Raw genomic sequence first — 26,829 nt, 5'->3', positions numbered from 1 at the left:
TGTGCCACCCGCCGACGCGAGCCGCAACGGCGTTTGATAAACATCAGCCCATGCCTCTCATTCCCGAGGAGCCTCAGATTCACGAGAGTGCCCAGGGTCCCCGCGCCTCTTCGGCAAGCAGCCGTACCGCGCCGACCCCCCGCCCCGTACCCGGCCCGCGCCCCGCGGCTGCACCGCGCCCCGGTCGCCCGGGCCCTGTCCGGCCGATGCCGCCCGCGCAACGCACGTCGCGCGAGTCGTCGGCTGCCAAGCCGGGGACGTCCGCCCCGGCGTCATCGCCGTCTTCTCCTTCCACTCCTGCGCCTTCCCCGACGTCCGCGTCGCCGCAGATTCAGCTGATCCCGGCCTCGGCCGAGGGCGCGCTGGACGCTGCGGAGGAAGCCGTCGACCTGCTCCTCGAGTCAGGGCGCCCGCCCGGGGACATCCTGGTGATCACCACGGGTGAGTCGCACCCGTGGGCGGCCCATGAGCTGTCCTTCGGCGAGGCCGCGTACTGGGCTCAGCACGACGCGGGTGACGACGTCTTCTACGCCGAGGCCTCGGCCGCCGGCCGCGTCGCGTCCCGCCCGGTGGTCGTCGTCGCGGTCAACGGAGGCTCCGACGAGGCCGCGGCCGCTGCACTACCGCTGGCGCATGGCCGGGCCGGCGCCCTGCTTGTTGTCTGCGGTGACCCGCAGCGCATCAACGCGGTGCTGGGCGCCGGGGTCTGACCCGCCCCGCCGTCCGGCTGGAGCCACGGCCGGGATGCTCATGCGGGACGCTCATGTGCGATGCCCATGTGCGATGCCCATGAGGGTGTGTTTGCGCGGAGTGTTCCCGAGGGGTGCCCCGAGGTTGCCCCCCGAGGGATGTCTTTGCACGGGTGGCACCCGAGGCGGCGGCGCTGCTCACTCACCGCCGGATCCTGGTCGCTCACTGTGGGCCGCGCGGGTCGAGATGCGGGACCCAGAGGCGGCTGTCGGTGACCGTGATGACGCCGTTGTCGGCGACCGAGTTCCGCGGTTTCCGTCCGGCTTCGGCGTTGAGCAGCCGTAGCGGCGTCCAATGTCACCGGCTCCCACTGTGATGGTGTGGAGAGTGGGCGACTCGACTCGCGGCAGTGGCCGGTGGGGAATTGGCGGTTTCCCGCGGCCGCCCTCTCCAGCCTTCGCTGCTTCCGGGGCCAGTATGGCCCGGGTGATGACGACGATGATGCTGCCTGCCGGTCAGCACATGGCGGCTGTCACAGTGGCCTCACTGCGGTGCTGCTTCAGCGTGCTGCCGCCCGGCGGAGCACATCGGACGCCGCGCCGCCCATGCGCGGTATCGGCGGCTCCTCGGCGAACGCCGTCGGTGCCGAGGTGGCGTTGGGCCGACGGCCGCCGCGACCCTCGCCCAACACCTGCCAGCCGTCATGCGTCAATGTGATGTATGCGCCGCACCGCAGCCCGTGCAGCGTGCACGCGTCGCGCAGCCCCCACATCCAGGCCCCGTCCTCCTCCGTCCAACGGGCATCGCCCTCGCGGCAGTAGAGCAGCACGGCGGTGCGGACGGGCGTGCGTCGGCGAAGATCATGCGGGATGACGCGGCGCAGCTGTGAGAGCAGCGCATTGCGGAACACCCAGCCGTCCGTCGCGGATGAGCGCCGGTTGAAGGAGGCGCTCGCCGTGAGCCGCTCGTCCGGATCCAGTACGGCCACCACAGCGGTCGCGGGTGTCGGACGGTGCCGGACATGCAGGCCGTTGACGACCTCACGTGGATTGCGCAACAGCGGTATGCCTGCAGATGCCCATTCGGCCGGCTCAAGCATCCGGGCAAGTCGGCTGGCGGAGTCGACGGCCATCGCGGCAGACGCCGCAGCGGAAGTGGACGGAGCGAATCCGAAGGTCACGGTCCTCCCTTCGGCTACGCGCCCACGCGGGGGCGGGGTGGGGATCGGGCTTGGGGGAGCGCACCGCGGAAAGCCCTTTCACAGCGAAGAGGGCCATGCGGGAGCGAGTCCAATTCTTCCCGGCACAGTGCCTTGCGGCAACGAGCAATTGAGACCGCTGATCGAAATGGGACGATTCGCTCCTTATATCCCTGGCCAGGGCTGCGTACCGATGCCCTCGTCATCCCTGTACGGCAAGGACGAGCGGCAAAACGGCTTCTGCCCCGGCCCGCCGTAGGAGTCGTGCGGCTGTCGCCAGCGTCCAACCGGTCTCTGTCGCATCGTCGATGAGCAGAACAGGGCCGCGAGCCTCTGCGAGAGTCGAAGCCAGTTCAGGGGGCACGGTGAGAGCACCGTTCAGAGCCTTGAGCCGCTGCGCGCTGTTGCTGCGCGACGCATGGAGGGCCTCGGCCCCGGGCGAGTACTCCACGGAGCCCAGCAGGGGAAGGCGGCCGATCTCTGCGATCCGTAGGGCAAGAGACTGGATCAACTGCGGTCGCGTGCGAGACGCCATCGTCACGACGCCGACCGGACGAGCCTGGGCGTCGGGTGCACTGGGCGCCCAACCGCCGGGCCCCTTCGCCCAGTCGGCCAGCACGCCCACCACGGCCTTAGCCACATCGTCGGGCACTGGCCCATCCTGAGCCCGTGGAGCGAGCATGGGCCGTAGCCGATTGCCCCAGCCGATGTCCGAGAGCCGCCCCAGAGCCCGGCCGACGGCGGCCTGTTCACTCGCGGGGATACGTCCCTTGAGGCTGATGCCCACCGCTTCAAGACCGGTCGGCCACATCTTTCTGGGCTCCACCTCGACGCCCGCTCGCCCCAGTTCACCGCGCGCCGCGGCCAGCGCTGCCGGAGACACGGCATCGCTGAACCGAGCTCCGGCACAGATGTCGCAACGCCCGCAACGAGCCGCTTCCTCGTCGTCCAGCTGCCTTCTCAGAAACTCCATCCGGCAACCGGTCGTCATGGCGTACTCGCGCATCGCCTGCTGCTCGGCTTCCCGCTGCTTGGCGACCCACGCATAGCGCTCGGCGTCGTACGTCCAGGGCGCGCCCGTGGAGATCCAGCCGCCCTTGACCCGACGCACCGCACCGTCCACATCGAGGACCTTGAGCATCGTTTCGAGCCGGGAGCGGCGCAGCTCCACAAGAGGCTCGAGCGCGGGAAGCGACAACGGCCGGTCCGTCTGGGACAGGGCGTCGAGCGTGCGCCGCACCTGCTCCTCGGGCGGGAACGCGATCGACGCGAAGTACTTCCAGATGGCCTCGTCCTCCTTGCCCGGAAGCAGCAGCACCTCTGCATGCTCGACGCCGCGGCCGGCGCGCCCGACCTGCTGGTAGTAGGCGATGGGGGAGGAGGGCGAACCCAGGTGGACGACGAAGCCGAGGTCGGGTTTGTCGAAGCCCATGCCCAGCGCGGACGTGGCCACCAGTGCCTTCACGCGGTTGGCGAGAAGATCGTCCTCGGCCTGCTGTCGGTCGGCGTTCTCCGTCTTCCCGGTGTACGAAGCGACCGTGTGACCGCACTGGCGCAGGAAGGCCGTGACCTCCTCGGCGGCCGCGACCGTGAGCGTGTAGATGATCCCCGAGCCCGGCAGCTCGCTGAGATGCTCGGCGAGCCAGGCCAGGCGGTGCGCGGCGTCGGGCAGTCCGAGCACGCTCAGGCTGAGGCTCTCCCGGTCGAGCGGTCCGCGAAGCACCAGCGCGTCCGCACTGCCGCCGGTGCCGAGCTGCTCGGCGACATCGGCCGTCACGCGCGCGTTCGCCGTCGCGGTGGTGGCCAGCACGGGGACTCCCGCCGGAAGATCGCTGAGCATGGTGCGCAGCCGTCGGTAGTCGGGCCGGAAGTCGTGGCCCCAGTCGGAGATGCAGTGCGCCTCATCGACCACCAGCAGGCCCGTCGCCGCCGCCAGCTTGGGCAGTACATGATCGCGGAAATCGGGGTTGTTGAGGCGCTCCGGACTCACCAGGAGGACGTCGACTTCGCCCGCGGCCACCTCGGCCTGAATGACGTCCCACTCCTCCGTGTTCGACGAATTGATGGTGCGAGCGCGGATGCCTGCGCGCCCGGCTGCCTCGACCTGGTTGCGCATCAGCGCCAGCAGCGGGGACACGATGACGGTGGGGCCGCTGCCTCGCTCGCGCAGGAGCGCGGTCGCGACGAAGTACACGGCGGACTTGCCCCAGCCCGTGCGCTGCACGACCAGAGCCCTGCGCTTGTCGGCGACGAGCGCCTCGATCGCCCGCCACTGGTCCTCGCGGAGCCGGGCGCCTCCCGTCCGGTCACCGACGAGACGGGCGAGAACGGCATCAGCCGCCGTACGCAGTTCTTCGTTGCTCATGCCCCCATGCAACCCGATGGGTCGGACATCGCGCGAACGGTCCGCTGGACTGTGGACAACTTCTGTCGTGTTCCTGACTGGAGTTATCCACAGGGGAAACCGGAACGTTGAGATCCGCGGGAAAGTCGGCGCATGACGAATCACAACGACTCCACAGGGTCCTCCGGACCTGGCGACCTCACGACTCCTGTCGGACACGGCGAGTCCGCAGATCTGGCCGCCGACCAGCAGATCACGCTGCGCACCGCGTCCGAACTGGCCGATGCGCTGCCTTACTTGCTCGGATACCGGCCGGAGGACAGCATCGTGCTGGTCACGGTGCACGACCGGAACGGGCGCGGACGTTTCGGCGCTCGTGCGCGACTAGGTATCCCTCAGCGCGAGGAGGACTGGCCCGCCGTCGCCGAGCAGTTGGCCCAGTCCCTTGTGACGGGCAGCGAGCGGCGCGGTGCCCGGCCCGAGGGCATGGTCGCCTTCCTCTGTCAGGACCCCGTGGGGGCCGAGTCGGGACAGCAGGTCATGGAACGTCTGCGGCCGCTCGCGCAGTTGCTGCGCACGGCATGCGGTGGTCTCGATGTCCCTGTGGTGGAGGCGCTGTGCATCTCCGGCGGCCGCTCCTGGTCGTACTGCTGCCCCGGAGAGCGCTGCTGTCCCCCGGAAGGCGTCTCGCTCGGTATTCCCGGCACCTCGGTCCTGGCGGCTGCCGCCACCTACGCGGGCATGCAGGTGCGCGGCACCCTTCGCGAGCTGAGGGCCAGGCTCGTTCCCTGGGGGACCCAAGCAACAGCTGAGGAGCAGGAGCGAGCCCTCGATGCAGCTGTCATGGCGCTCGTCCCCCGGATCCTGGACGAAGCGGACGGTCCGAAGGTCGCGGCGGAGACCCTTGATCTAGCCCGCCGGATCATCGGCCGACTCGCCGACACCCCGGCTGTCGGAGGCCCCTACCGAGCCGATCTCAGGGACGACGAACTCATCGCACACGACGAGGCGGCGGCACTGATCCTCGGACTGCAGGAGCGGACGACGCGTGATCAGGCAGCCGAGTGGATGGAGGGCGACGAGGCACTCGCGGCTCTGCGTCTCTGGAGGGCGCTGGCGCGCCGCTGCGTCGGTCCCTACGGCGAGCATGCCGCGGCGCCGCTGACGCTCGCAGGCTGGGTCGCCTGGTCGCTCGGGGACGAGCTGGAAGCCCGAGAGGCGCTGGCCATGGCCCTGGGCGCAGACCCGGGGTATACGTTCGCCGTCCTGCTGCACCGGGCCTGCAACGAAGGCCTGGACCCGGAGTCCATCCGCCGTTGTCTGCGCAGCGAGCGCGCCGAACGGGAGGCGGCGGCCCTGCAACCCGATCAGGACCCGTCCGACTTGCAGGACCCGTCCGACTCGCCCGCCCGCTCGCCGAGGCCGGCGCCCCCTGCGCAGACCTCGGGCCTGAGCCTCCCCGCCCTGCCCTTGGGGCCGAACCATCGGCGCCGTAGGCCAGGACGTGGGGGCAGCCCTGGAGCAAGCGGGGGCAGCCCCCGGGCGAAGGGCAATCGAGCCGGCCAGCCGAGCACCCGGAACACTCGACCCCCTGTCCAGCGGCGCATCGGCCGGCGCACTGCGCGCAGCGACCAATGAATGAGCACGCGACCGAACGGGAACCGCGGTCCCGCCGAGGCCTGGCGCCACCCCGAAGCCCCGCCCGAAACCGTGACGCTATGTGCCTCCCGAGGTGCCCCGTGGGTGAGATCGGGCCGACCGAGGTGGATATCGCGGTCGCGTGCCGTACGCGGCGGCAGGATCGGGCAGGCCATGATCGAGGAGGAAGCCGAGAACCGCAGCCGGAGGTCTGACCCGCCGGACCAGCACGGACAGCAGGCCATGGAACGCCGTCGGAGCGCTGTGGATCAGTCCTGGAAGCACCACCGAAAGGAGTGTTTATCGTCAGGGAGACGACTATGATCGCGGCATGCCCTACGACCCGTCAGCCTTTCCGCCTTTCGCCGTCACTGTCGACCTGGTCGTGCTGACCGTGCGCCGTCACTCGCTGTGCGCACTGGTGGTGCGGCGCGGTGAGCCCCCGTTCCAGGGGCGGTGGGCGCTTCCCGGTGGGTTCGTGAGGGCTGACGAAGATCTCGCGGCAGCGGCGGCTCGGGAGCTCGCCGAGGAGACCGGGCTGTGTGCACATGACCCTGCCGCCCCTGCGCAGGGCAAGGGCGCCCATCTCGAGCAGCTCGCCACCTACGGTGATCCGAAGCGTGATCCGCGGATGCGTGTGGTCAGCGTCGCCCACCTTGTGCTGGCCCCGGACCTGCCCGCCCCCCGGGCCGGTGGGGATGCGTACAGTGCCCGGTGGGCACCCGTCGAGGCGCTGCTCAACCAGGGCGGGTATGCCCGCGAGGGCGAGCAGGCGGCCCCGCTCGCCTTCGATCATGCACAGATCCTGGCGGACGGCGTGGAGCGTGCCCGTTCGAAGATCGAGTACTCGTCCCTGGCCACCGCCTTCTGCCCGCCGGAGTTCACCGTCGGCGAGCTGCGCCGGGTGTACGAGGCGGTGTGGGGAGTCGCCCTCGATCCTCGCAACTTCCATCGCAAAGTGACCGGCACCGTAGGCTTCCTGGTCCCCACCGGCGGTACCACCACCCGCCAGGGAGGCCGCCCAGCGCAGTTGTTCCGCGCGGGTGGAGCGGCGTTGCTGAATCCGCCGATGCTGCGCCCGGAAGTCTGAGGGCACCGCCGGGAATTGCCGGGTCGGTGGGGGTTGCAGCGGGGCGCTTCTCCAAACCTCCTCGGATGTCCTTCCGTGCGGCCAAGCAACCACCTCCAAGCAACCACCTTGGATCCAGCGGGTCATCGGACATTCCGATAAGGGGGTCGCGGCGGACGGTGTTCCGGATTGCCAAGCAGCCACGACTGACACCCGCGTGTATCTCCTGCCCGAAAAGGCGGTAATGTCACGCTATCTTGCTGCGGTATCCACGGTCCCGTCCGTCCTGATCCAACGGACGAGTCCAGGCCGTCGAGCCCCGGCCGCCGAGCGGTCGCACCTCCGATGAGGGAAGCGATGATCCAGGCCATCGGACTGACCAGCAACGCACGAAAGCAGCTGCCGCCTGCCGTCGACGACGTGACCTTCGAGGCGTTCCCCGGCCATGTCACGGCGCTGCTCGGTGGCCCGGCATCGGGAAAGACGACGCTGCTGAGGCTGATGCTCGAACTCCAACCAGGCCGCGGCATCACATATTTCAGAAACCGCCCCCTGCACTGCATTCCCCACCCCTCCCGAGAAGTGGGCGCCCTGCTGGGCGAGGTCCCGGGTCATCCGGCGCGTACGGTGCGAGGTCACCTACGGATGCTGTGCGCAGCCGCCGGGGTGCCCGTGCAACGCGCCGACGAAGTGCTCGAGGTGGTGGGCCTGGTCAGTCTCCGCGGCGAGCGGCTCGACACGCTCTCCCGCGGCATGGATCGCCGCCTCGGCCTGGCCTGTGCTCTGCTGGCGGACCCGCACACCCTGGTCCTGGACGATCCCGCCGATCACCTCTCCGCCCGTGAGAGCCGTTGGCTGCACGGAATTCTGCGCGCGCACGCCACCAAAGGGGGCACCGTCCTGTTCACCACGGACGATCCCAAGGAGGCCGCGCAGACTGCCGACCGTGTGGTGACCCTGGATGAGGGCAGAGTCGTCGCCGACCAAGAGGTCGCGGAGTTCGCCCGTACCCGCCTCCGCCCACGCGTCGCCGTCCGCACGCCGTACGCACCAAGGCTCGCCCTGTTGCTCACCAAGGAGGCCCGGGCCGCGCAGCGTTCCATCGAGGTGGTCAAGGAGGACGGTAACCGGCTTTCCGTGTACGGAAGCACCTGCGCGGACGTCGGTGAGGTCGCCTACCGGCACGGCATTCTCGTCCACCAACTCGCCGACGAGGTGGGCGACATGGGGCCCAAGGCCCCCGCCACCTCGCCGGATCACGCCACCCGCACCGAGCCCGCGCCTCCCGAGCCCGCTCCTCCCTCGGAATCCGAGTCCGACCTCCCCGAATCCCTACCTGCCCCGGCCCCAACCCCACCGCAGGAGACCCCAGCCTCACGGCACGAGGCGCCGGCTCCACGGCAGGAGACCCAGGCCCCACGGCAGGAGACCCCAGCCCCACGACAAGACAACCGTCATCCCGCCACACGCAAAGAACCCGAACCGCTGTCCCAGCTCCCTCCCCCTATCACCGCCCGTCCCGCCCGCGGCCCGCTCCGGCCGCTGCGCTACGAGCTGTACCGAGCGGCCGGAGTCGGCACGGGCTACGTCACGGCAGCCGTCGTACTGGCCGTCTCCGCCCTCGTCTCCCTGCTTCTGGCCCGATCAGGACACACACCCCAACCACGCGTGCTCGCCGCATGGCCCCAGGACTTCCCGCTGCCGCCCGCCGCGCTCGGCGCTGGACTCCTGGGGGCCTTCGCCTTCGGCGACGAGTTCCGCCATCCCGCCCTCGCCGCGGACCGCGGCACCGTCCCCCGGCGCCTGGGACTCCTCTGTGCCAAGCTGGTCGTCGCCGCGGCCACCGCACTGCTGTTGGCGTTCCTGACCGTCGGCTGCGACGCAGCGCTGCTGCAGCTCGTATACGGACCGGAACTGACCAGAGTTCCCGTCGATTGGTTGTCCCTGAGCGCCAGTTGGTTCGGCATGGTCGCAGGATGCGCCTGGGCCGGTGTGCTGGCTGCTGGAATCTTCCGGTCCACGACCGCCGGTCTCGCAGCGGTGGTCTCCGTGCCGATCGTCGTCGTACCGCTCGTTCAGAAAGCCCTCGAGGGGCCCTCCGCGCGCACCGCAGCCGGCTTCCCGGGACGGCTTCGCGATCTCGCCCTGGCCCAGTGGCCCTTCGGGGCGGAGAGATACGTGGCGGCGGGTGTGCGGATGATCGTTCAACCCGTCGGCGGTGCGCTGGCGTTGTCACTCAGCGCCCTGCTCTGCGCTTATGGGCTCACCGCGATGCGCAGCCGGGTCCGTTGACCGGCCTCGGCTCGATCCGTTTCTGTGCTGCCCGCAACTTCCCGTAGAACGCTCGTTTCTGTCCGATAAGGCGTCAATTAGGGCAGGGTAAGCGATCACCCTTTCGTGTGCTTTTCACCAAAGACCTCAAGGGAGTTGGGAACCGCGCCGACAAAAGATCCGTGAGTACCCTTGCGCACACCATGATGACCGCCGCCCGTCCCGCCGACTCCGGCCTCGCCGGCCCGGGCGAACTAGACCGCTACCCCTTCGCCGAGGCCCCCGCCGCCGACCGCGTCGGCGCCCCCGCCTGGGAGGGCGGCGACCCGGACCTGGGCCGCGTGGGCCGACGCGCCGCAGGCAGCCGCGGCCGCGGGCTGCACGGCCAACTCGTCCAGCAGCTCGGTCAGATGATCGTCTCCGGCGACCTGGGCGCAGACCGCCCGCTGGTTCCCGAGGAGATCGGCCAGCGGTTCGAGGTCTCCCGCACCGTCGTCCGCGAGTCGCTGCGCGTACTCGAGGCCAAGGGCCTCGTCAGCGCCCGGCCCAACGTCGGTACGCGCGTACGCCCGGTCAGCGACTGGAACCTCCTGGACCCGGACATCATCGAGTGGCGGGCTTTCGGGCCGCAGCGCGACGACCAGCGGCGTGAGCTGAGCGAACTGCGCTGGACGATCGAGCCGCTCGCCGCCCGCCTCGCCGCCGGGCACGGACGCGAGGACGTCCAGCAGCGCCTGGCCGACATGGTCGAGATCATGGGACACGCCATGGGGCAGGGGGACGCCGTCACGTTCTCCCGCGCCGACGCGGAGTTCCACTCGCTGCTCATCCAGGTCGCCGGCAACCGCATGCTGGAGCACCTGTCCGGCATCGTGTCGGCGGCCCTCCAGGTCTCCGGAGGCCCGGTCACGGGCTGTGACCGCCCGAACGAGGCGTCCCTCGCGCTCCACTCCCGCATCGTCGAGGCACTCCCGTCCGGCGACGGAGCGGCCGCCGAGGTGGCCATGCGCCAACTGCTCATCGTCCATCCAGAGGTCGAGCGCGTGGTGCCGGCCCCTCGCGAGCACTGACGGCGCGAGCACTGGAAGAGGACCGGAGGCCGCACGGCCAGGGCTTGGCCCGGCGACGCGTGGGTGGAGGCGCCGCCGGGCCCGTTTGTGGGCACAAGCGCAGCAAACATGATCGTGCTGAACCCGAGATATGATCACATCTGACCGTATCTAGGTGCTTTTGAGTGCTTACGTGGTGTGACTCGGGCCACGCAGATTGGGCGTAACGCTCCTGGGAACAGCGCGATGACCTAAGAGGTGACAGTCGAGGAGGGAATACAGCTGCCGTTGACGGCGCTGTTCATCTCCCCGGCCCACGCCCGCGCCCGTCGGCCCATCCCCAAGTCGGCGGTCGTCGGCTCCGGTCCACACGGGACGGGGCCGTAAGCCGTTTTCCAACGTTCCGAGAGGTTGTTCGTGTCGGCCAGCACATCCCGTACGCTCCCGCCGGAGATCACCGAGTCCGTCTCTGTCATGGCGCTCATCGAGCGGGGAAAGGCCGATGGGCAGATCGCCGGCGATGACGTGCGTCGGGCCTTCGAAGCTGACCAGATTCCGGCCACTCAGTGGAAGAACGTACTGCGCAGCCTCAACCAGATCCTCGAGGAAGAGGGTGTGACGCTGATGGTCAGTGCCGCCGAGCCCAAGCGCACCCGCAAGAGCGTCGCAGCGAAGAGTCCGGCCAAGCGCACCGCAACAAAGACGGTGGCGGCCAAGACGGCCACGGTCAAGAAGGCCACCGCCGCTGCCCCCGAGGCCCCAGCCGTCGACGCCCCCGACGAAGAGGCTGCGACCGCAACGAAGGCCGCCGCCAAGAAGGCCACGGCCAAGAAGGCGGTTGCCAAGAAGACCGTCGCGAAGAAGGCGACGGCCAAGAAGACCACCAAGAACGACGAGGAGATCCTGGACGACGAGATCGTCGAGGAGACCGCGGTCGCGGGCAAGCCCGGCGCCGAGGAGCCCGCCGAGGACGGCGCACAGGGCTTCGTCCTGTCCGACGATGACGAGGACGACGCTCCCGCGCAGCAGGTCGCCGCGGCCGGCGCCACCGCCGACCCCGTCAAGGACTACCTGAAGCAGATCGGCAAGGTCCCCCTCCTCAACGCCGAGCAGGAGGTGGAGCTCGCCAAGCGCATCGAGGCCGGTCTGTTCGCCGAGGACAAGCTGGCCAACGCCGACAAGCTCGCGCCGAAGCTGAAGCGTGAGCTGGAGATCATTGCCGAGGACGGCCGCCGCGCCAAGAACCACCTGCTGGAGGCCAACCTCCGCCTGGTCGTCTCGCTCGCCAAGCGCTACACGGGCCGCGGCATGCTCTTCCTGGACCTCATCCAGGAGGGCAACCTCGGTCTGATCCGCGCGGTCGAGAAGTTCGACTACACCAAGGGCTACAAGTTCTCCACGTACGCCACCTGGTGGATCCGTCAGGCGATCACCCGCGCCATGGCCGACCAGGCCCGCACCATCCGTATCCCGGTGCACATGGTCGAGGTCATCAACAAGCTCGCGCGCGTGCAGCGCCAGATGCTCCAGGACCTGGGCCGCGAGCCCACCCCGGAGGAGCTGGCCAAGGAGCTCGACATGACCCCCGAGAAGGTCATCGAGGTCCAGAAGTACGGCCGCGAGCCCATCTCCCTGCACACCCCGCTCGGCGAGGACGGCGACAGCGAGTTCGGCGACCTCATCGAGGACTCCGAGGCGGTCGTCCCGGCCGACGCGGTGAGCTTCACGCTCCTCCAGGAGCAGCTGCACTCCGTCCTCGACACGCTCTCCGAGCGTGAGGCGGGCGTCGTCTCCATGCGTTTCGGTCTCACCGACGGTCAGCCGAAGACCCTCGACGAGATCGGCAAGGTCTACGGCGTCACGCGTGAGCGCATCCGTCAGATCGAGTCCAAGACGATGTCGAAGCTGCGCCACCCCTCGCGTTCCCAGGTGCTGCGCGACTACCTCGACTAGTCGCCACGGCAACTGCGACAGGCCCGGACGCCTCTCTGTGAGGCGCCCGGGCCTTTCCGTTGCCCTGTTGAGGGAAGCTTTGCGCGCGTGCGAGCCATGCCGTCCTGGATCACCCTGGGTGTGCCGTTGCAACTCAGAGTAAGGAGCATGTATGCGTTGTTCCCTTGCCAAGGCAGTGACGGGCGGGCTGGCCATGGTGGCCGCGGCGGCTGTGCTTCCGCTGGCTGCGCCGACCCCCGCCGCGGCTGATCGCATAGTCGTCGGAGGCACCCCGGTCGACGTGGCCGACAACCCGTGGGTGGTGGCGCTCTCCAGCCGTGCCCGATTCGGGGGTACGCGGGGAGGGCAGTTCTGCGGGGGAGTGGTCGTCGGGCGGTCGACGGTGCTGACGGCGGCCCACTGTATGAGCGCGGAAGTCCTCGGCGGGCCACCGAGCCGCAGGGACGATCTGAAGGTCGTCGTGGGCCGCAACGATCTCCTCGCCAAGGACGGCAAGGAGATCCCGGTACGCCGCGTGGCGATCAATCCCGGGCACAACAGCGTCACGAACGCCGGCGATGCGGCAGTCCTCACACTGGCCACGCCGCTTCCCCAGCGCAATGTGATCCCCATGGCACGGCAGGGAGACTCGGCATACACGCCCGAAACCAGGGCCACCGTCTACGGCTGGGGCGACACCACAGGCGCCGGCCACTACGCACGCACCCTGCGCGCCGCGCAGGTACGGGTGCTGCCGGACTCGCTCTGCAAGCAGGCGTACCCGGGAACCAGTGAAGGGACCTATCTCGCCGCATCCATGCTGTGCGCGGGGGAGCGTGCGGGAGGCCGTGACGCCTGCCAGGGGGACAGCGGCGGTCCGCTGGTCGCCAGGGGGCGGCTCGTGGGTCTCGTCTCCTGGGGGAGCGGCTGCGGATGGGCGGGGAGCCCAGGGGTCTACACGCGGATCTCAGCCGTGCTCAGGCCGCTGGGACTGGGTCACTGACCGCGTATGTCCACGTACCAGATCGGGCGGCTGCCCTGATTGCAGGGGCAGCCGCCCGGTCACCGGCCTCATGCCGGAACTGGCTCGTCGTGGATGCGAGGTGTCAGCGTTCCTCTTCGGTGGCGGACGCCGGGGCGGTCGTCAGCCGCTCGGTCTCGTCCTGTATCTCAGCGGCGATCTTCTTGAGTTCCGGCTCGAACTTGCGCCCGTGGTGGGCACAGAAGAGCAGCTCACCGCCGCTGAGCAGGACGACGCGCAGGTATGCCTGGGCGCCGCAGCGGTCGCAGCGATCAGCGGCCGTCAGTGGGCTCGCGGGGGTCAGAACAGTAGTCACGTCGCCTCTTCTCTAGCTCGACGAGCTGTCGTACCAGGGTCAACATCCAACCAGCCCCAAAACGTTCCCGCTCGTGGCTTTTCCTCGAAAAATCTTGTGCGAGGCGGCTGTCTGCTGCCGGTTGGCGGCGAATGTGCCGTAGTGCGTCTCTTTGCGTCGTACGGTTTCGCGCTGTCTTTCAGGTCCGCCCTCCCGGCTGGCTTGCCGGTTGTTCATGAGGACGTGCCCCGAGGCTAAATGGTTCATGCCTCGAAGGGAACGTGATGTGCGCTTCACTCCATCGAAGGATCGAACAGGCATACGACTCTGGACTACCCTGAACTCGGTCTAGGGTGGCGTTACAACGGCTCTATCAGGCCTCGGTACCCTCTGACCGGCGACCGAAGCCGCCCCTTGTCCACGAGGGGCTCACCAGAAATTCAGCGAGGAGCGAACCGCGTGACCGCCGAGACGTCCGTGCCGTCCACAGCGCTGCTGACCGGAGCAGACCAGGACGGTTCCAACTACACCGCGCGGCACCTGCTCGTCCTCGAGGGGCTCGAGGCCGTCCGCAAGCGCCCTGGCATGTACATCGGCTCGACCGACAGCCGTGGCCTCATGCATTGCCTCTGGGAGATCATCGACAACTCCGTCGACGAGGCGCTCGGCGGCTACTGCGACCACATCGAGGTCATCCTCCACGACGACGCGTCCGTGGAGGTGCGGGACAACGGCCGGGGCATCCCCGTCGACGTGGAACCCAAGACGGGCCTTTCCGGCGTCGAGGTCGTGATGACCAAGCTCCACGCCGGAGGCAAGTTCGGCGGCGGTTCGTACGCCGCCTCGGGTGGTCTGCACGGTGTGGGCGCATCCGTGGTGAACGCGCTGTCCTCACGGCTGGACGTGGAGGTGGACCGGGCCGGGAGCACGCACGCCATCAGCTTCCGGCGCGGCGTTCCCGGAGCGTTCAAGGGCGAAGGTCCCAACGCGTCCTTCGACTCCGCGGCGCGACTGCGCAAGGTCAAGAAGATCCCGAGGGCCCGGACCGGCACGCGCGTCCGTTACTGGTCCGACCGGCAGATCTTCCTCAAGGACGCCAAGCTCTCCCTGGAGACGCTGCACCAGCGCGCCCGGCAGACCGCGTTCCTCGTCCCGGGCCTGACCATCGTGGTCCGCGACGAGTACGGCCTGGGCGAGGACGGCAGCAAGGGCGAGGAGTCCTTCCGCTTCGATGGCGGAATCAGCGAGTTCTGTGAGTTCCTGGCGCCGGACAGGCCAGTCTGCGACGTCCTCCGGCTCTCCGGGCAAGGCACGTTCAAGGAGACCGTTCCGGTCCTCGACGACCGGGGCCACATGACGCCCACCGAGGTCACGCGCGAGCTCGGCGTGGACGTCGCGATGCGGTGGGGCACCGGGTACGAGACCTCGGTGAAGTCCTTCGTCAACATCATCGCCACCCCGAAGGGCGGCACCCACGTCACCGGCTTCGAACGCTCTGTCACCAAGACCGTGAACGAGGTGCTGCGGTCCCAGAAGCTGCTGCGTGTGGCCGAGGACGACATCGTCAAGGACGACGCCCTCGAAGGACTGACCGCCGTCGTGACCGTGCGCCTCGCGGAACCCCAGTTCGAGGGTCAGACCAAGGAGGTCCTTGGCACCTCGGCCGCCAACCGCATCGTCGCGAACGTCATCGCCAAGGAGCTCAAGGAGTTCCTGACGTCGACCAAGCGGGACGCGAAGGCGCAGGCCCGCGCGGTCCTGGAGAAGGCGGTCGCGGCGGCACGTACGCGTATCGCGGCGCGCCAGCACAAGGAGGCCCAGCGCCGGAAGACGGCACTGGAGTCCTCTTCGCTGCCCGCCAAGCTCGCCGACTGCCGCAGCGACGACGTGGAGCGGAGCGAGCTCTTCATCGTCGAGGGTGACTCCGCGCTCGGCACGGCCAAGCTCGCACGGAACTCCGAGTTCCAGGCCCTGCTGCCGATCCGCGGCAAGATCCTCAACGTCCAGAAGTCGTCCGTCTCCGACATGCTGAAGAACGCCGAGTGCGGCGCGATCATCCAGGTCATAGGAGCGGGCTCGGGCCGGACCTTCGACATCGACGCCGCGCGGTACGGGAAGATCATTCTGCTGGTCGACGCCGATGTCGACGGCGCGCACATCCGCTGTCTGCTGCTGACTCTCTTCCAGCGGTACATGCGGCCGATGGTCGAGTCGGGCCGTGTCTTCGCCGCTGTGCCGCCCCTGCACCGGATCGAGCTGGTCCAGCCCAAGAAGGGCCAGGACAAGTATGTCTACACCTACTCGGACCGGGAACTGCGCGAGACCCTGCTGGAGTTCCAGCGCAAGGGCGTGCGCTACAAGGACTCGATCCAGCGCTACAAGGGCCTTGGCGAGATGGACGCCGACCAGCTGGCGGAGACCACGATGGACCCGCGCCACCGGACCCTGCGCCGCATCAACATCTCCGACCTGGAGGCGTCGGAGCAGGTCTTCGATCTACTGATGGGCAACGAGGTCGCGCCGCGCAAGGAGTTCATCACCGGCTCGGCCGCGACGCTGGACCGCTCGCGCATCGACGCCTAGGACGCTCCTGCCTCTTCGCGGGCTTCGCTGATAGAGGCCTCAAGGGCCGCGCTCAGACCGCCCGGTATGTCTATCGGCACGGTCTAGCGCGGTCACCAGAGCGTTGAATCACCTGATGGGGTGAAGAGGCAGGATTGAAGAGTCCGAGATCTTCCCGTTCTGTCCATCCTTGGCGCGTGGCCGAAGTGGTCCGCTGACAAGGAGAGTTCGGTGGAGAAGTACGACGGTGGCGGCGGGGGGCGGGTCCGGCCCGACGACCCCTGGTACGACGCGCTCGCCTCCGGCTGGGGCGAGTTGGACGGTACGACGGCGCCCGCTGCCGCCGTACCGCACGCGCGCCGGGAGTCGGCGGGGCGGACCGGTACCGCCGCCGAGATCTATCTGGAGGTGCAGCGCAGCCCGGCCTTTCAGGAGGTGCGCAGCCGCTACCGGAGATTCGTTTTCCCCGGGGTCGCCGTCTTCTTCAGCTGGTACCTCGCGTACGTCGTGACAGCGACGACGGCGCCGGACCTGATGGCGCGGCCTGTCGCGGGCGCCGTGAACATCGCGATGCTCGCCGGCCTCGGCCAGTTTCTCTCCACATTCCTGCTCACGTGGGCATACGCCCGGCATGCCCGGCTCCGCAGAGACCGCGCGGCTCTCGAACTCAGGTGGAACACACAGGAGGAGCTGACCAGGGAGAGCGAGCGGTGACGGGGGATCACCAGACTCTGGCACTACTGCTCTTCAGCGCGTTCGTAGCAGTCACCTTGGCGATCACTACCTGGGTGAGCCGCGGTCGGCAGGGCTCGGCTGACGAGTTCTACGCAGGCGGACGTCTGTTCAGCCCCATGGAGAACGGCTTCGCCATCGCGGGCGACTACATGTCGGCGGCCTCGTTCCTCGGAGTCACCGGCCTCATCGCGCTCTTCGGCTACGACGGCCTGCTCTACTCGGTGGGCTTCCTCGTCGCGTGGCTCGTGGTGCTCTTCCTGGTGGCCGAACTGGTCCGCAACTGCGGGAGGTTCACGTTCGCGGACGTCGTCGCGGCACGGATGAGGGAGAAGCCCGTCCGTATCGCGGCGGGAACTTCCTCCGTGACCGTGTGCGTTCTGTATCTGGTGGCGCAGATGGTGGGGGCGGGCAGCCTGGTCGCGCTGCTGCTGGGGGGTACGAACGGGGCGGCGCGGACCTGGACCGTGATCGGCGTCGGCGCGCTCATGGTGGTCTATGTGTCGTTGGGAGGGATGCGAGCCACTACCTGGATCCAGATCGTCAAGGCGGTCCTGCTGCTGAGCGGCGCGATCACGCTGACCGCACTCGTCCTGGCGCGGTTCCACGGCGACATCGACCAGCTGCTGCGCACCGCGGCCGAGCGCAGCGGCCACGGCGATGCGTACCTGGCGCCCGGGCTGAAGTACGGCGCCGACTGGACCGCGCGGTTCGACTTCATCAGTCTCGGGCTTGCGCTCGTGCTCGGGACGGCCGGGCTGCCGCACATCCTGTCCCGCTTCTATACCGTGCCGACCGCGCGGGCCGCACGGCGCTCGGCCATCTGGTCCATCGGCCTCATCGGCAGCTTCTACCTGATGACGATCGTGCTCGGCCTCGGCGCTGCCGCGCTGGTGGGATCCGATGCGGTGCGCGCGTCCCATGCGTCCGGGAACACCGCGGTGCCCCTGCTTGCGCTCGATCTCGGCGGCGGCGCGGGCTCCACGGGCGGAACGGTTCTTTTTGCGGTCGTCGCCGCGGTCGCCTTCGCCACGATCCTCGCCGTCGTCGCCGGTGCAACGCTTGCCTCGTCGGCTTCCGTGGCCCATGACCTCTACGCGTCACTGCGCCGTCCCGGCGCGAGGCAGCGCAGCGAGGTGGCGGTGGCGCGCGTCGCCGCGGTCGGGATCGGCGCGGTCGCGATCGCCCTCAGCCTGCTCGCCAGCGACCTCAATATCGCCTTCCTGGTGGGCCTGGCCTTCGCCGTGGCGGCCTCCGCCAATCTGCCCGTGCTGCTGTACTCGCTGTTCTGGCGGAACTTCACCACGCGCGGGGCGGTGTGGTCCGTCTACGGGGGGCTGGTGCCCGCGCTGGCACTGGTCGTGGTGTCCCCCGTCGTCTCCGGCAGTCCGGACTCCATCTTCCCGGGTGTGGACCTGCAGTACTTCCCCTTGGAGAACCCGGGCCTGGTGTCCATTCCGCTCGGCTTCCTCGCGGGCTGGATCGGTACTGTCACGTCACGCGAAGTGCCGGATGCGGCGAGGCACGCGGAGACGGAGGTCCGGTCGCTCACCGGGGCGGGCGCGGCGTGAAAGGCCTCCCCGCCTGAGCGGAACTGCCGACACTCTGCCTCCACGGCTCATGGCCGTGCCCCAGCGCCTACAGGCTGGCAACCCACTCATAGCGATGTTCCGGGCGGCCCGTCTCGCCGTACTTGAGGCTCAGCCTCACACGCCCAGAGCGCTCCAGGAGTTTCAGATAGCGCTGAGCGGTCTGCCGGCTCAGCTGGGTGCGGTCCGCCAGCTCTTGGGCGGACAATGGGCCGGTGGCGGCCATCAGCGCCCTGCGGACGAGCTCCGCGGTGGTGGGGGAGTGGCCCTTGGGCAGCTCGGGCGCGGCCGTCGCGGACAGCGCGCCGAAGATGCGGTCGACCTCGGACTGCTCGGCCTCGCCGCCGCTGTCCAGCGTGCGCCGCAGCGTCGCGTACGCATCCAGCTTCGCCCGCAGACCGGCGAACGAGAACGGTTTGACCAGGTACTGCAACGCGCCGTGCCGCATCGCTGCCTGGACCGTCGCCACGTCGCGCGCCGCGGTCACCATGATCACGTCGGTCTGGTGTCCGCGCTCCCTGAGCCGCCGTACGACCTCCAGGCCCGTCTCGTCCGGCAGGTAATGATCGAGGAGCACCAGATCGACCGCGAGCTCCTCGACGCGACGCAGGGCCTCCGCGGCGCTGTGTGCTTTCGCGGCCACTCGGAAACCCGGGATCTTGTCGACGTAGGCGGCATTGACCTGCGCGACGCGGACGTCGTCGTCGACGACCAGGACCTCGATCATCGTGGCTCCTCGATGGTGGCCAGCTCGGACTCCGCGAGCGCCTCCGGCAGTACGACGGTGAACTCCGCGCCACCGGCCGGCGCGTCGGCGACCTGGGCGCTTCCGCCGTGCCGCTCGGCCAGCCTGCGGACGAGGGCGAGGCCGATGCCCCGCTTGCCATGGGCCGGCGGTTCCTTCGTGGACCAGCCTTCCATGAAGATCGACTCGCGCTGATCGGGCAGGACGCCCGGCCCTGAATCGCGCACCCGCAGAACCGCCGTTCGCCCTTCGGCGCGCAAAACGACCTCCACGCGCGCGTGCCCCGTTCCCGCCGCCGCGTCCAGTGCGTTGTCGACGAGGTTGCCGACGATGGTGACGAGGCCGCGCGGATCGACCAGCCGGTCGGGCAGTTCGCTGTCTCCGGAGACGGTGAGAGCGACCCCGCGCTCCGTGGCCACGGTGGCTTTGCCGACCAGCAGCGCCGCGAGCAGCGGGTCACGGATGCGCTCGGTGATCTGCTCGGCGGTGACCCGGTGTGTGCCCGCCACCTCGCCGACGTACTCCATGGCCTCCTCGTACATCTCCAGCTCCAGCAGGCCCAGCAGCGTGTGCATGCGGTTGGCGTGCTCGTGGTCCTGGGCGCGCAGGGCGTCGATCAGGCCCCGGGTGGAGTCGAGTTCGCGCCCGAGCTGCTCCAGTTCGGTGCGGTCGCGCAGGGTGGCGACGGCGCCGCCGTCGTCGGTGGGCATGCGGTTGGCGACGAGGACGCGCTGGCCGCGCACCGTCAGCAGATCAGTTCCGGTGACGCGCCCGGCCAGCACATCGGTCGTACGACCGGGGCCGAGCGCCGTGTCCAGGGGCTGCCCGATCGCCTCCGCGTCGAGCCCCAGGAGCCGCTGGGCCTCGTCGTTGAGCAGCCGGATCCGGCCACCGCGATCCAGGGCGACCACGCCCTCGCGGATGCCGTGCAGCATCGCCTCGCGCTCGGCGAGCAGCGCCGAGATATCCGAGAAGGCCAAGTCACGGGTCTGCCGCTGCACCCGTCGGGAGATCATGTACGCGGCGAGCGCACCGACGGCCAGGGCGCCGCCCGCGTATGCGAACAGTCCCGGTATGGCGTTGATCAGCCGGGCCCGGACGCTGTCGTACTCGATGCCGACGGAGACCGCGCCGACGATCCTGCCGTCGTCGCCGCGTAGGGGGACCTTGCCGCGTGCTGACCGGCCCAGCGTGCCGTTGTCGATCTGCATGACCTCCTGGCCTGCGATGGCGGCACTGGGATCGGTCGAGACGAGTTTCCCGATCCGCTCGTGGTCCGGGTGGGACCAGCGGATCCCCTGTGTGTTCATGATCACGACGTATTCCGCGCCGCTGGCCCGCCGTATCCGTTCCGCCTCGGCCTGGACGGGTCCGTCCGGCGTGGGCTGCGACGCCTGCAGATCTTCGGCGATCTGCGGCTGCGCTGCCGTGGTCTGCGCGATGGCGAGAGCGCGCCGCATCGCCTGGTCGTCGAGCTGATCGCTCAGCGGTGCGAGGAAGAGCCCGGTGGCGAGCACGGCGACTCCAGCGGCGATCGCCAGCTGCATGAGCAGCACCTGGGAGAAGACACGCCGGGGCATGCCGAGGCGCAGTCGTCGGAGGGCGGGGGTCGGGCTCATGTGTACGAACGGTACGGGGGTGGGCGGGCTACACCGAAGCCCCTGTGGCCTGGATCTCTCGGCACCGGTGACGAGGACGGGCCTCGTCGCCCAGGTTGCGCCGCCCAGGAGCCGGCTCTCAGCAGATGAGGTCTCAGCCCGCGAGGCGGACGGCCTCGGCTGTCGGGCGGACCTCTCGTACCGCTACGACATCCATTCTCGCCGGTGAGCCGAGGGACGAGCCGCAGCTCTCGGGGCGGGGTGGCAGGGAGGCGCCCTGAGCGACGGTGACCCGCCAGTGGCGCCCGTCGTTGTGGGCGACGGTCACCTCCCAGCGCGGGGCGGCCCCGTCCGTCCGTACGACGGTGAGGGTGCCGGCGCGGTCTTCGCCCGTCGACGTACGCACGGCCAGCTCGGCGGCCTGTCCTGGCCGCTCCCACGCCGAGTTTCCGCGGCACCTTTCGGTGACGACGCGGCCCTCCCGGACCCCTTCGAGGATCTCCTTCACGTGGTGGGCCGCGGCGCGGCCGTACGCGTATCCGAACGGCAGGACCAGAAGGGTCGGCGAGAAGCGGTGGCCGCCGAGGTGGGTGACCTCCCAGACGCCGTCGACTCCGGACGCATCGAGTTCGGCTGCGAGGGGCCGGCCGAGGAGCGCACAGCAGCGGTCGCGCTTGCCGTTGGTGCAGACGAGCGTGAGCGGGGAGCCGGTGTGGGCCTCGCCCTGGAGGACACGGTCGAACGTGTGGTGGTGGCCCATGCCGAGGGCCTGGAAGTCGAGCTTGAGCAACTGCTCAGGGGACTCGGTCGTGGCGCTTCGCAGCCAGGTGTTTCCGGGGGCGGTGTGGGATGCGTACACCTGTCGGCGGGTGGGTGTGTGGCAGTCGGCGTGGCGGCCTGGGCGCCGGATGAGGGCTACGCGCACGCCCGTTCCCTCGGCGGCCGCCTCGAGGGCGCGACCGAGCACGGGGTCCAGATGGCTGGACGTGAGCGCCTTGGCACCCCAGGGCCCTGGCTGCTCCACCAGCAGCCACGTCCTCGCCGTGGCGGCTGTCCCGACGAGGGGTTCGTCGAGGGCGTGGGAGGCGGTCGCGCACGTACTCACGTAGGTGAGCCTAACCTGAATTGGGCGCGTGCGAATCTTGGGGGCACCCGCTGGAACGCCACAGGTCCGGCACCGTGGCTTGTCGGTGCCGGACCCGGGAAGTCTGGGATCGCTAGGCGTCGGGGATGTCGGCCTTGGCACGGACCAGGGTTTCGCGGCTTACGACCACGATGCGCTCGTAGTCGGCGCGAGCGGCGTCCGGAGGCAGTTCCTTCTCGAGCGCTGCGGTGGCCTCTGTCCCGATAACAGCGAAGTTCCCGTCGCTCAATTCAAAGAGGTCAGGGCACGTCTGGCCAGTCGCGCTGCCCCGCTCGCGGGGCGAAGCGCCGATACGGCGCACGATCTTCAAGGGGATCCCGGTCCTTGGAACAGTAGCGAGGGCATAAAGGCCCTGAGCGTTGAGTTTGGGGACAGGTTAGCCTCTTGATGCTCTGGATGTAGTCGGACATGTAGGCCAACTGGCCCTAGTGTTCCGGAGGTTGCCCCACGACCCACCACTCCTCTGTGTCCGCATCCTGCAGATCGCGGACCAAGCTGTCCATCATCCGGCCCAGTGCCGCTTCGTCCGATGAGCTCGGCAAACTCGCACGGTGGTGGCGAGTCGCTTCCCAATAGTCACGGAACACGGCGTTCTGACACATCACTCGAAGGTGTCCATACAGCTCCTCGCGGCTCATCGCCCCGATCCGGTGAGCGTGGATCGCGTTGACGTAAAGAGCGTTGGCGAACAGGTACTGCCGCTGCGTGGCAGGTGGTATCTCGCTGTCGTACGTGTCCAGGACGGCAGCCAGGGCGGGGTCGTCCATGGCTTTGCACAGCAGGTCGAAGTGGAGCCGGTGCTGCCGGGTGAGGGCGTCATATCTGCGCTGCTGTGCAGTCAGCAGCAGTGCCCCCGCACTGAGAGCCAGCCCGGCCGCGGCGGAGCTCAACACTCGTATCCCAAGTTTCTGTGTGGCCATGTCAACCCCCGGTTCAAGCGACCGTCCGCCGGTCGTCGGGTGCGGGTGGACAGGGAATTGACCGGCGAGCGATGGCGTCGCGCTTGCCGTCTCCCGGGGTGCCGAGCGGCTCTGATCGGCGGGGAGGCGGACAGGAGGCGCACGGCAGGAACGTCCGTCATGCTTGCCGGCGCCGTGCTGAGTGTGTGCCCAGCAAGCGGTGCTAACAATCGTTCACTTTGCCGGGGTTCTGGGCGCACATATTCTGGGTCGGTCCTCTGTCGTCGAACAAGAACCGCCGTACAACAGGCGTTGCACAAGAAGGGTCGCCAGTTTGAGTGAGCGGCAGGTCCCAGTCGTCGTACTCGCGGGGTTCCTGGGATCCGGGAAGACCACGCTGCTCAACCACCTCCTGCACAGCAGCAGAGGCAGCCGGATCGGCGCGATCGTCAATGACTTCGGGGCGATCGAGATCGACGCGATGGCTGTGGCGGGAGCGCTCGGCGACTCGACCGTCTCGCTCGGCAACGGCTGCCTGTGCTGCGCCGTGGACGCGAGCGATCTCGACGCGTATCTGGACAAGCTCACCCGGCCGTCCGCCCGCATCGACGTCGTCGTCATCGAGGCAAGTGGCCTCGCCGAGCCGCAGGAACTCGTCCGTATGGTTCTCGCCAGTGAGAATCCGCGCGTCGTGTACGGCGGGCTGGTCGAGGTCGTCGATGCCGCCGAGTTCGACAGCACTCGCGAGCGGCATCCGGAGATCGAGCGGCATCTTGCCATCGCCGACCTCGTCGTGGTCAACAAGGCCGACCGTGTGCCGGAGGAGGACCGGGAGCGGACCATCGGGCTCGTCCGCGGGCTCGCCCGTCGTGCCGCCGTGGTCCCCGCGTCGTACGGGCGGATCGATCCCGAGCTGCTCTTCGACCGCAAGCCCGCCGAGGAGCGGATCGGGCAGCTGTCCTTCGATGACATGCATGAGCATGGCGACGCGGACGATCAGGGTGACCACCTGCACGCCGCCTACGACAGTCTCTCCTTCATCTCCGAAGTGCCGCTGAGCCCGCGCCGGTTGATGGAGTTCCTCGAACGCAGGCCCGAAGGGCTCTACCGCATCAAGGGCCACGTCGACTTCGGCGCCGCGGATGTCCGCAACCGCTACGTCGTGCATGCCGTCGGACCGTTTCTGCGGTTCTATCCGGAGCCCTGGGCGACTGGCGCGGCACGTCTCACCCAGCTCGTCCTCATCGGTTCCGGTATCGACGGTGCGGCCCTGTACAAGGAGCTGGACGGAACCCGGGACGGGTCCCTCCGGAGCCCGGACGCCCCCCATGCCGATGAGCACGGCATGTGGGGCGTCCTCCGCTACGTAGAGGAACCCGAGGACCCAGCGGAACCCGAGCAGGCAGAAGCCGACTGACCCCCGGGTCGCGGGACCGGTCGGCCTCCGCAGGGGTGGAGGCAGGGTCGCTTACGCAGGCGGTCCCGCCACCACCCCCACCGGCTTGCCGAGCGACACGCCGGATCCGTCCCGGCGCGGGTCGATTTCCGGCAGCTCCGTCGGCGAACCGTTCTTCTGGGCCGCGCGGGCAGGCGTCTCGCCGGCCCAGGCGAAGCTCAGGCAGTCCTCGCCCTTCAGGAACCGCTGGCAGCGCACGCCGCCCGTGGCGCGGCCCTTGCGCGGGTACTGGTCGAACGGGGTCAGCTTCGCCGTCGTCTGGACCGAGTCGTCCAAGGTTCCGCGGGAGCCCGCGACCGTGAAGACGACAGCGTCCGCCGAGGGGTCGACGGCCGTGAACGAGATGACCTTCGCGCCCTCCGCCAGCTTGATGCCCGCCATACCGCCGGCCGGGCGGCCCTGTGGGCGGACCACGGAGGCCTGGAAGCGCAGCAACTGGGCGTCGTCCGTGATGAAGACCAGGTCCTCATCGCCCGTACGCAGCTCGACCGCGCCGACGATCCGGTCGCCCTCCTTGAGGGTGATGACCTCCAGCTCGTCCTTGTTCGACGGGTAGTCCGGGAGGACGCGCTTGACGACGCCCTGCTCGGTGCCCAGCGCCAGGCCGGGAGAGGATTCGTCGAGCGTCGTCAGGCACACGACCCGCTCGTCGGCCTCCAGGGGCAGGAACTCCGACAGCGGGGCGCCGCCCGCGAGGTTGGGTGACAGTGTCGACTCCGGAAGCTGCGGGAGATCGATCACCGACAGCCGCAGCAGCCGACCGGACGAGGTGACCGCACCCACCTCGCCGCGCGCTGTCGCCGGCACGGACGACACGACCACGTCGTGCTTTACGCGCCGGCCGTCGGCGTCCTCGAAGGGGTTGCCGTTCGGTGTACGCGCCAGGAGGCCCGTCGACGACAGCATCACCCGGCACGGGTCGTCGGCGACCTGCAGTGGCACCGTGGCTGCCGGCGCGCCCGCCGACTCCAGCAGGACCGTGCGCCGCTCCGTGCCGAACTTCTTCGCCACGGCGGCCAGTTCGTTCGACACGAGCTTGCGCAGCTCAGCGTCCGACTCGAGGACGCGGGTGAGCTCCTCGATCTCCCTGTTCAGCCTGTCCCGCTCCGACTCCAGCTCGATGCGGTCGAACTTGGTGAGACGGCGCAGCGGCGTGTCGAGGATGTACTGCGTCTGGATGTCGCTGAGCCCGAACCGCCCCATCAGGCGCTCCTTGGCCTGCGCGGAGTTGTCGCTGGAGCGGATGAGCTGGATGACCTCGTCGATGTCGATCAGCGCGACCAGCAGGCCGTCGACAAGGTGCAGCCGGTCGCGCTTCTTGCTGCGGCGGAACTCGCTGCGGCGGCGGACGACGTTGAAGCGGTGGTCGAGATAGACCTCAAGGAGCTCCTTCAGGCCCAGCGTGAGCGGCTGGCCGTCGACCAGCGCGACGTTGTTGATGCCGAAGGACTCCTCCATGGGCGTCAGCTTGTACAGCTGTTCAAGGACCGCCTCCGGCACGAAGCCGTTCTTGATCTCGATCACCAGGCGTAGGCCGTGCGCACGGTCCGTGAGGTCCTTGACGTCGGCGATGCCCTGCAGCTTCTTCGAGCCGACCAGGTCCTTGATCTTGGCGATCACCTTCTCCGGGCCGACGGCGAACGGCAACTCGGTCACGACGAGGCCCTTGCGGCGCGCCGTCACGGTCTCCACGGCAACCGTGGCCCGGATCTTGAATGTGCCTCGGCCAGTCTCGTACGCGTCCCTGATCCCGGAGAGGCCGACGATGCGGCCGCCGGTGGGCAGGTCGGGCCCCGGGACGTACCTCATGAGCGTCTCGAGGTCGGCGCCCGGGTGCCTGATCAGATGGCGGGCGGCCGCGATGACCTCGCCCAGGTTGTGCGGCGGCATGTTCGTCGCCATGCCGACGGCGATCCCGGACGCGCCGTTGACCAGCAGGTTCGGATACGCGGCGGGGAGGGCGACCGGCTCCTGCTCCTGGCCGTCGTAGTTCGGCGTGAAGTCGACCGTGTCCTCGTCGATGGACTCCGTCATCAGCGACGTGGCATCGGCCATCCGGCACTCCGTGTACCTCATGGCGGCCGGCGGGTCGTCGTTGCCGAGGGAGCCGAAGTTGCCGTGGCCGTCGACGAGGGGCAGGCGCATCGAGAACGGCTGGGCCATGCGCACCAGCGCGTCGTAGATCGACGCGTCGCCGTGCGGGTGCAACTTACCCATGACCTCGCCGACGACGCGGGCGCACTTCACATAGCCGCGGTCGGGGCGCAGGCCCATCTCGTTCATCTGGTAGACGATGCGGCGGTGCACGGGCTTCATGCCGTCCCGGGCGTCCGGCAGAGCCCGGGAGTAGATCACCGAGTACGCGTACTCGAGGAAGGAGCCCTGCATCTCGTCGACGACGTCGATGTCGAGGATCCTCTCCTCGAAGTCGTCGGGCGGCGGGGTCTTCGTGCTGCGGCGGGCCATCGCTGCTGCGGCTCCTTCACACTGTCTGCCGGGCCATCGGGCTCAGGGCCATGAACGGATCTGATGCGGACCATTGTGGACCGCCTCGCTGACAACTGTGGACCAGGCCACTGACAACGGCGGCCGCGGGC

Annotated in this window: 20 protein-coding genes; 11 read left to right on the top strand and 9 right to left on the bottom strand. The window is 69.1% G+C overall.

The window, feature by feature from the left end:
* Positions 1-50: 50 nt before the first annotated feature.
* On the top strand, positions 51-710 hold the full coding sequence (locus tag H1D24_RS34440; RefSeq protein ID WP_181661664.1) for a hypothetical protein: 660 nt from the start codon (positions 51-53) through the stop codon (positions 708-710).
* Between the two features lie 539 nt (positions 711-1,249).
* Here H1D24_RS34440 and H1D24_RS34435 read toward each other — a convergent pair.
* Both H1D24_RS34435 and H1D24_RS34430 read right to left on the bottom strand, forming a co-directional pair.
* Positions 1,250-1,870, bottom strand: coding sequence for a hypothetical protein (locus H1D24_RS34435; protein ID WP_181661663.1), 621 nt, complete (start codon positions 1,868-1,870; stop codon positions 1,250-1,252).
* 220 nt (positions 1,871-2,090) lie between these two features.
* Positions 2,091-4,253: a RecQ family ATP-dependent DNA helicase gene (locus H1D24_RS34430; RefSeq protein ID WP_181661662.1), complete on the bottom strand. Its 2,163-nt coding sequence runs from the start codon at positions 4,251-4,253 to the stop codon at positions 2,091-2,093.
* Between the two features lie 132 nt (positions 4,254-4,385).
* Here H1D24_RS34430 and H1D24_RS34425 point away from each other — a divergent pair, with 132 nt between their 5' ends.
* From H1D24_RS34425 to H1D24_RS34400, 6 genes are all read left to right on the top strand, one after another.
* Positions 4,386-5,870, top strand: coding sequence for a DUF4192 domain-containing protein (locus H1D24_RS34425; RefSeq protein ID WP_181661661.1), 1,485 nt, complete (start codon positions 4,386-4,388; stop codon positions 5,868-5,870).
* A gap of 331 nt (positions 5,871-6,201) precedes the next feature.
* Positions 6,202-6,960 (top strand): NUDIX hydrolase, encoded by a 759-nt coding sequence (locus H1D24_RS34420; RefSeq protein WP_181661660.1) that lies wholly within the window; start codon positions 6,202-6,204, stop codon positions 6,958-6,960.
* 336 nt (positions 6,961-7,296) lie between these two features.
* Positions 7,297-9,231 (top strand): ABC transporter ATP-binding protein, encoded by a 1,935-nt coding sequence (locus H1D24_RS34415; protein WP_181661659.1) that lies wholly within the window; start codon positions 7,297-7,299, stop codon positions 9,229-9,231.
* A 161-nt stretch (positions 9,232-9,392) separates the two neighbouring features.
* Complete coding sequence (locus H1D24_RS34410; protein WP_181661658.1) at positions 9,393-10,280, top strand: FadR/GntR family transcriptional regulator; 888 nt, start codon at positions 9,393-9,395, stop codon at positions 10,278-10,280.
* A 390-nt stretch (positions 10,281-10,670) separates the two neighbouring features.
* Entirely contained in the window at positions 10,671-12,212 is a 1,542-nt protein-coding gene (locus H1D24_RS34405) for an RNA polymerase sigma factor (protein WP_220137574.1), read from the top strand.
* A gap of 151 nt (positions 12,213-12,363) precedes the next feature.
* Positions 12,364-13,194, top strand: a complete 831-nt coding sequence (locus H1D24_RS34400) for a S1 family peptidase (protein ID WP_181661656.1) — start codon at positions 12,364-12,366, stop codon at positions 13,192-13,194.
* Between the two features lie 103 nt (positions 13,195-13,297).
* On the opposite strand, the gene H1D24_RS34395 is transcribed toward H1D24_RS34400, so the two are convergent.
* Positions 13,298-13,528, bottom strand: coding sequence for a DUF7455 domain-containing protein (locus H1D24_RS34395; protein WP_067274679.1), 231 nt, complete (start codon positions 13,526-13,528; stop codon positions 13,298-13,300).
* 438 nt (positions 13,529-13,966) lie between these two features.
* Here H1D24_RS34395 and H1D24_RS34390 point away from each other — a divergent pair, with 438 nt between their 5' ends.
* The 3 genes from H1D24_RS34390 (at position 13,967) to H1D24_RS34380 (ending at position 18,372) form a co-directional block, all read left to right on the top strand.
* Complete coding sequence (locus tag H1D24_RS34390; protein ID WP_181661655.1) at positions 13,967-16,090, top strand: DNA gyrase/topoisomerase IV subunit B; 2,124 nt, start codon at positions 13,967-13,969, stop codon at positions 16,088-16,090.
* 210 nt (positions 16,091-16,300) lie between these two features.
* Entirely contained in the window at positions 16,301-16,783 is a 483-nt protein-coding gene (locus H1D24_RS34385; protein ID WP_309484551.1) for a DUF485 domain-containing protein, read from the top strand.
* Positions 16,780-18,372 carry a monocarboxylic acid transporter gene (locus H1D24_RS34380; protein WP_181661654.1) on the top strand — a complete coding sequence of 531 codons (1,593 nt, stop codon included), beginning with the start codon at positions 16,780-16,782 and terminating at the stop codon, positions 18,370-18,372. The genes H1D24_RS34385 and H1D24_RS34380 overlap by 4 nt, the downstream gene beginning before the upstream one ends.
* Before the next feature lie 67 nt (positions 18,373-18,439).
* On the opposite strand, the gene H1D24_RS34375 is transcribed toward H1D24_RS34380, so the two are convergent.
* The 5 genes from H1D24_RS34375 to H1D24_RS34355 all read right to left on the bottom strand — a co-directional run bounded on the left by H1D24_RS34375 (position 18,440) and on the right by H1D24_RS34355 (position 22,797).
* Positions 18,440-19,117: a response regulator gene (locus tag H1D24_RS34375; protein WP_181661653.1), complete on the bottom strand. Its 678-nt coding sequence runs from the start codon at positions 19,115-19,117 to the stop codon at positions 18,440-18,442.
* Positions 19,114-20,754 (bottom strand): ATP-binding protein, encoded by a 1,641-nt coding sequence (locus tag H1D24_RS34370; RefSeq protein ID WP_181661652.1) that lies wholly within the window; start codon positions 20,752-20,754, stop codon positions 19,114-19,116. Before H1D24_RS34370 ends, H1D24_RS34375 begins: the two co-directional genes overlap by 4 nt.
* A 133-nt stretch (positions 20,755-20,887) precedes the next feature.
* A complete protein-coding gene (locus H1D24_RS34365) occupies positions 20,888-21,838 on the bottom strand; it encodes a ferredoxin family protein (RefSeq protein WP_181661651.1) in 951 nt (316 codons plus the stop codon).
* A gap of 112 nt (positions 21,839-21,950) precedes the next feature.
* The gene (locus H1D24_RS34360) at positions 21,951-22,187 is read right to left on the bottom strand and encodes a hypothetical protein (RefSeq protein ID WP_181661650.1); all 237 of its coding nucleotides are present in this window, start codon (positions 22,185-22,187) and stop codon (positions 21,951-21,953) included.
* 115 nt (positions 22,188-22,302) lie between these two features.
* Positions 22,303-22,797 (bottom strand): DUF6082 family protein, encoded by a 495-nt coding sequence (locus H1D24_RS34355; protein ID WP_181661649.1) that lies wholly within the window; start codon positions 22,795-22,797, stop codon positions 22,303-22,305.
* Between the two features lie 313 nt (positions 22,798-23,110).
* On the opposite strand from H1D24_RS34355, the gene H1D24_RS34350 reads away from it, so the two are divergent.
* Positions 23,111-24,193 (top strand): CobW family GTP-binding protein, encoded by a 1,083-nt coding sequence (locus tag H1D24_RS34350; RefSeq protein WP_181661648.1) that lies wholly within the window; start codon positions 23,111-23,113, stop codon positions 24,191-24,193.
* A gap of 51 nt (positions 24,194-24,244) precedes the next feature.
* Here the strand turns inward: H1D24_RS34350 and H1D24_RS34345 are convergent, their stop codons facing one another.
* Positions 24,245-26,698, bottom strand: a complete 2,454-nt coding sequence (locus H1D24_RS34345) for a DNA gyrase/topoisomerase IV subunit A (RefSeq protein ID WP_181661647.1) — start codon at positions 26,696-26,698, stop codon at positions 24,245-24,247.
* Positions 26,699-26,829 lie beyond the last annotated feature (131 nt).

The organism is Streptomyces himalayensis subsp. himalayensis (genome assembly GCF_013778455.1).
GTDB lineage: Bacteria > Actinomycetota > Actinomycetes > Streptomycetales > Streptomycetaceae > Streptomyces > Streptomyces himalayensis.
The sequence above is the reverse complement of the archived record's forward strand: the minus strand, read 5'-3'. Positions and strand labels throughout refer to the sequence as shown.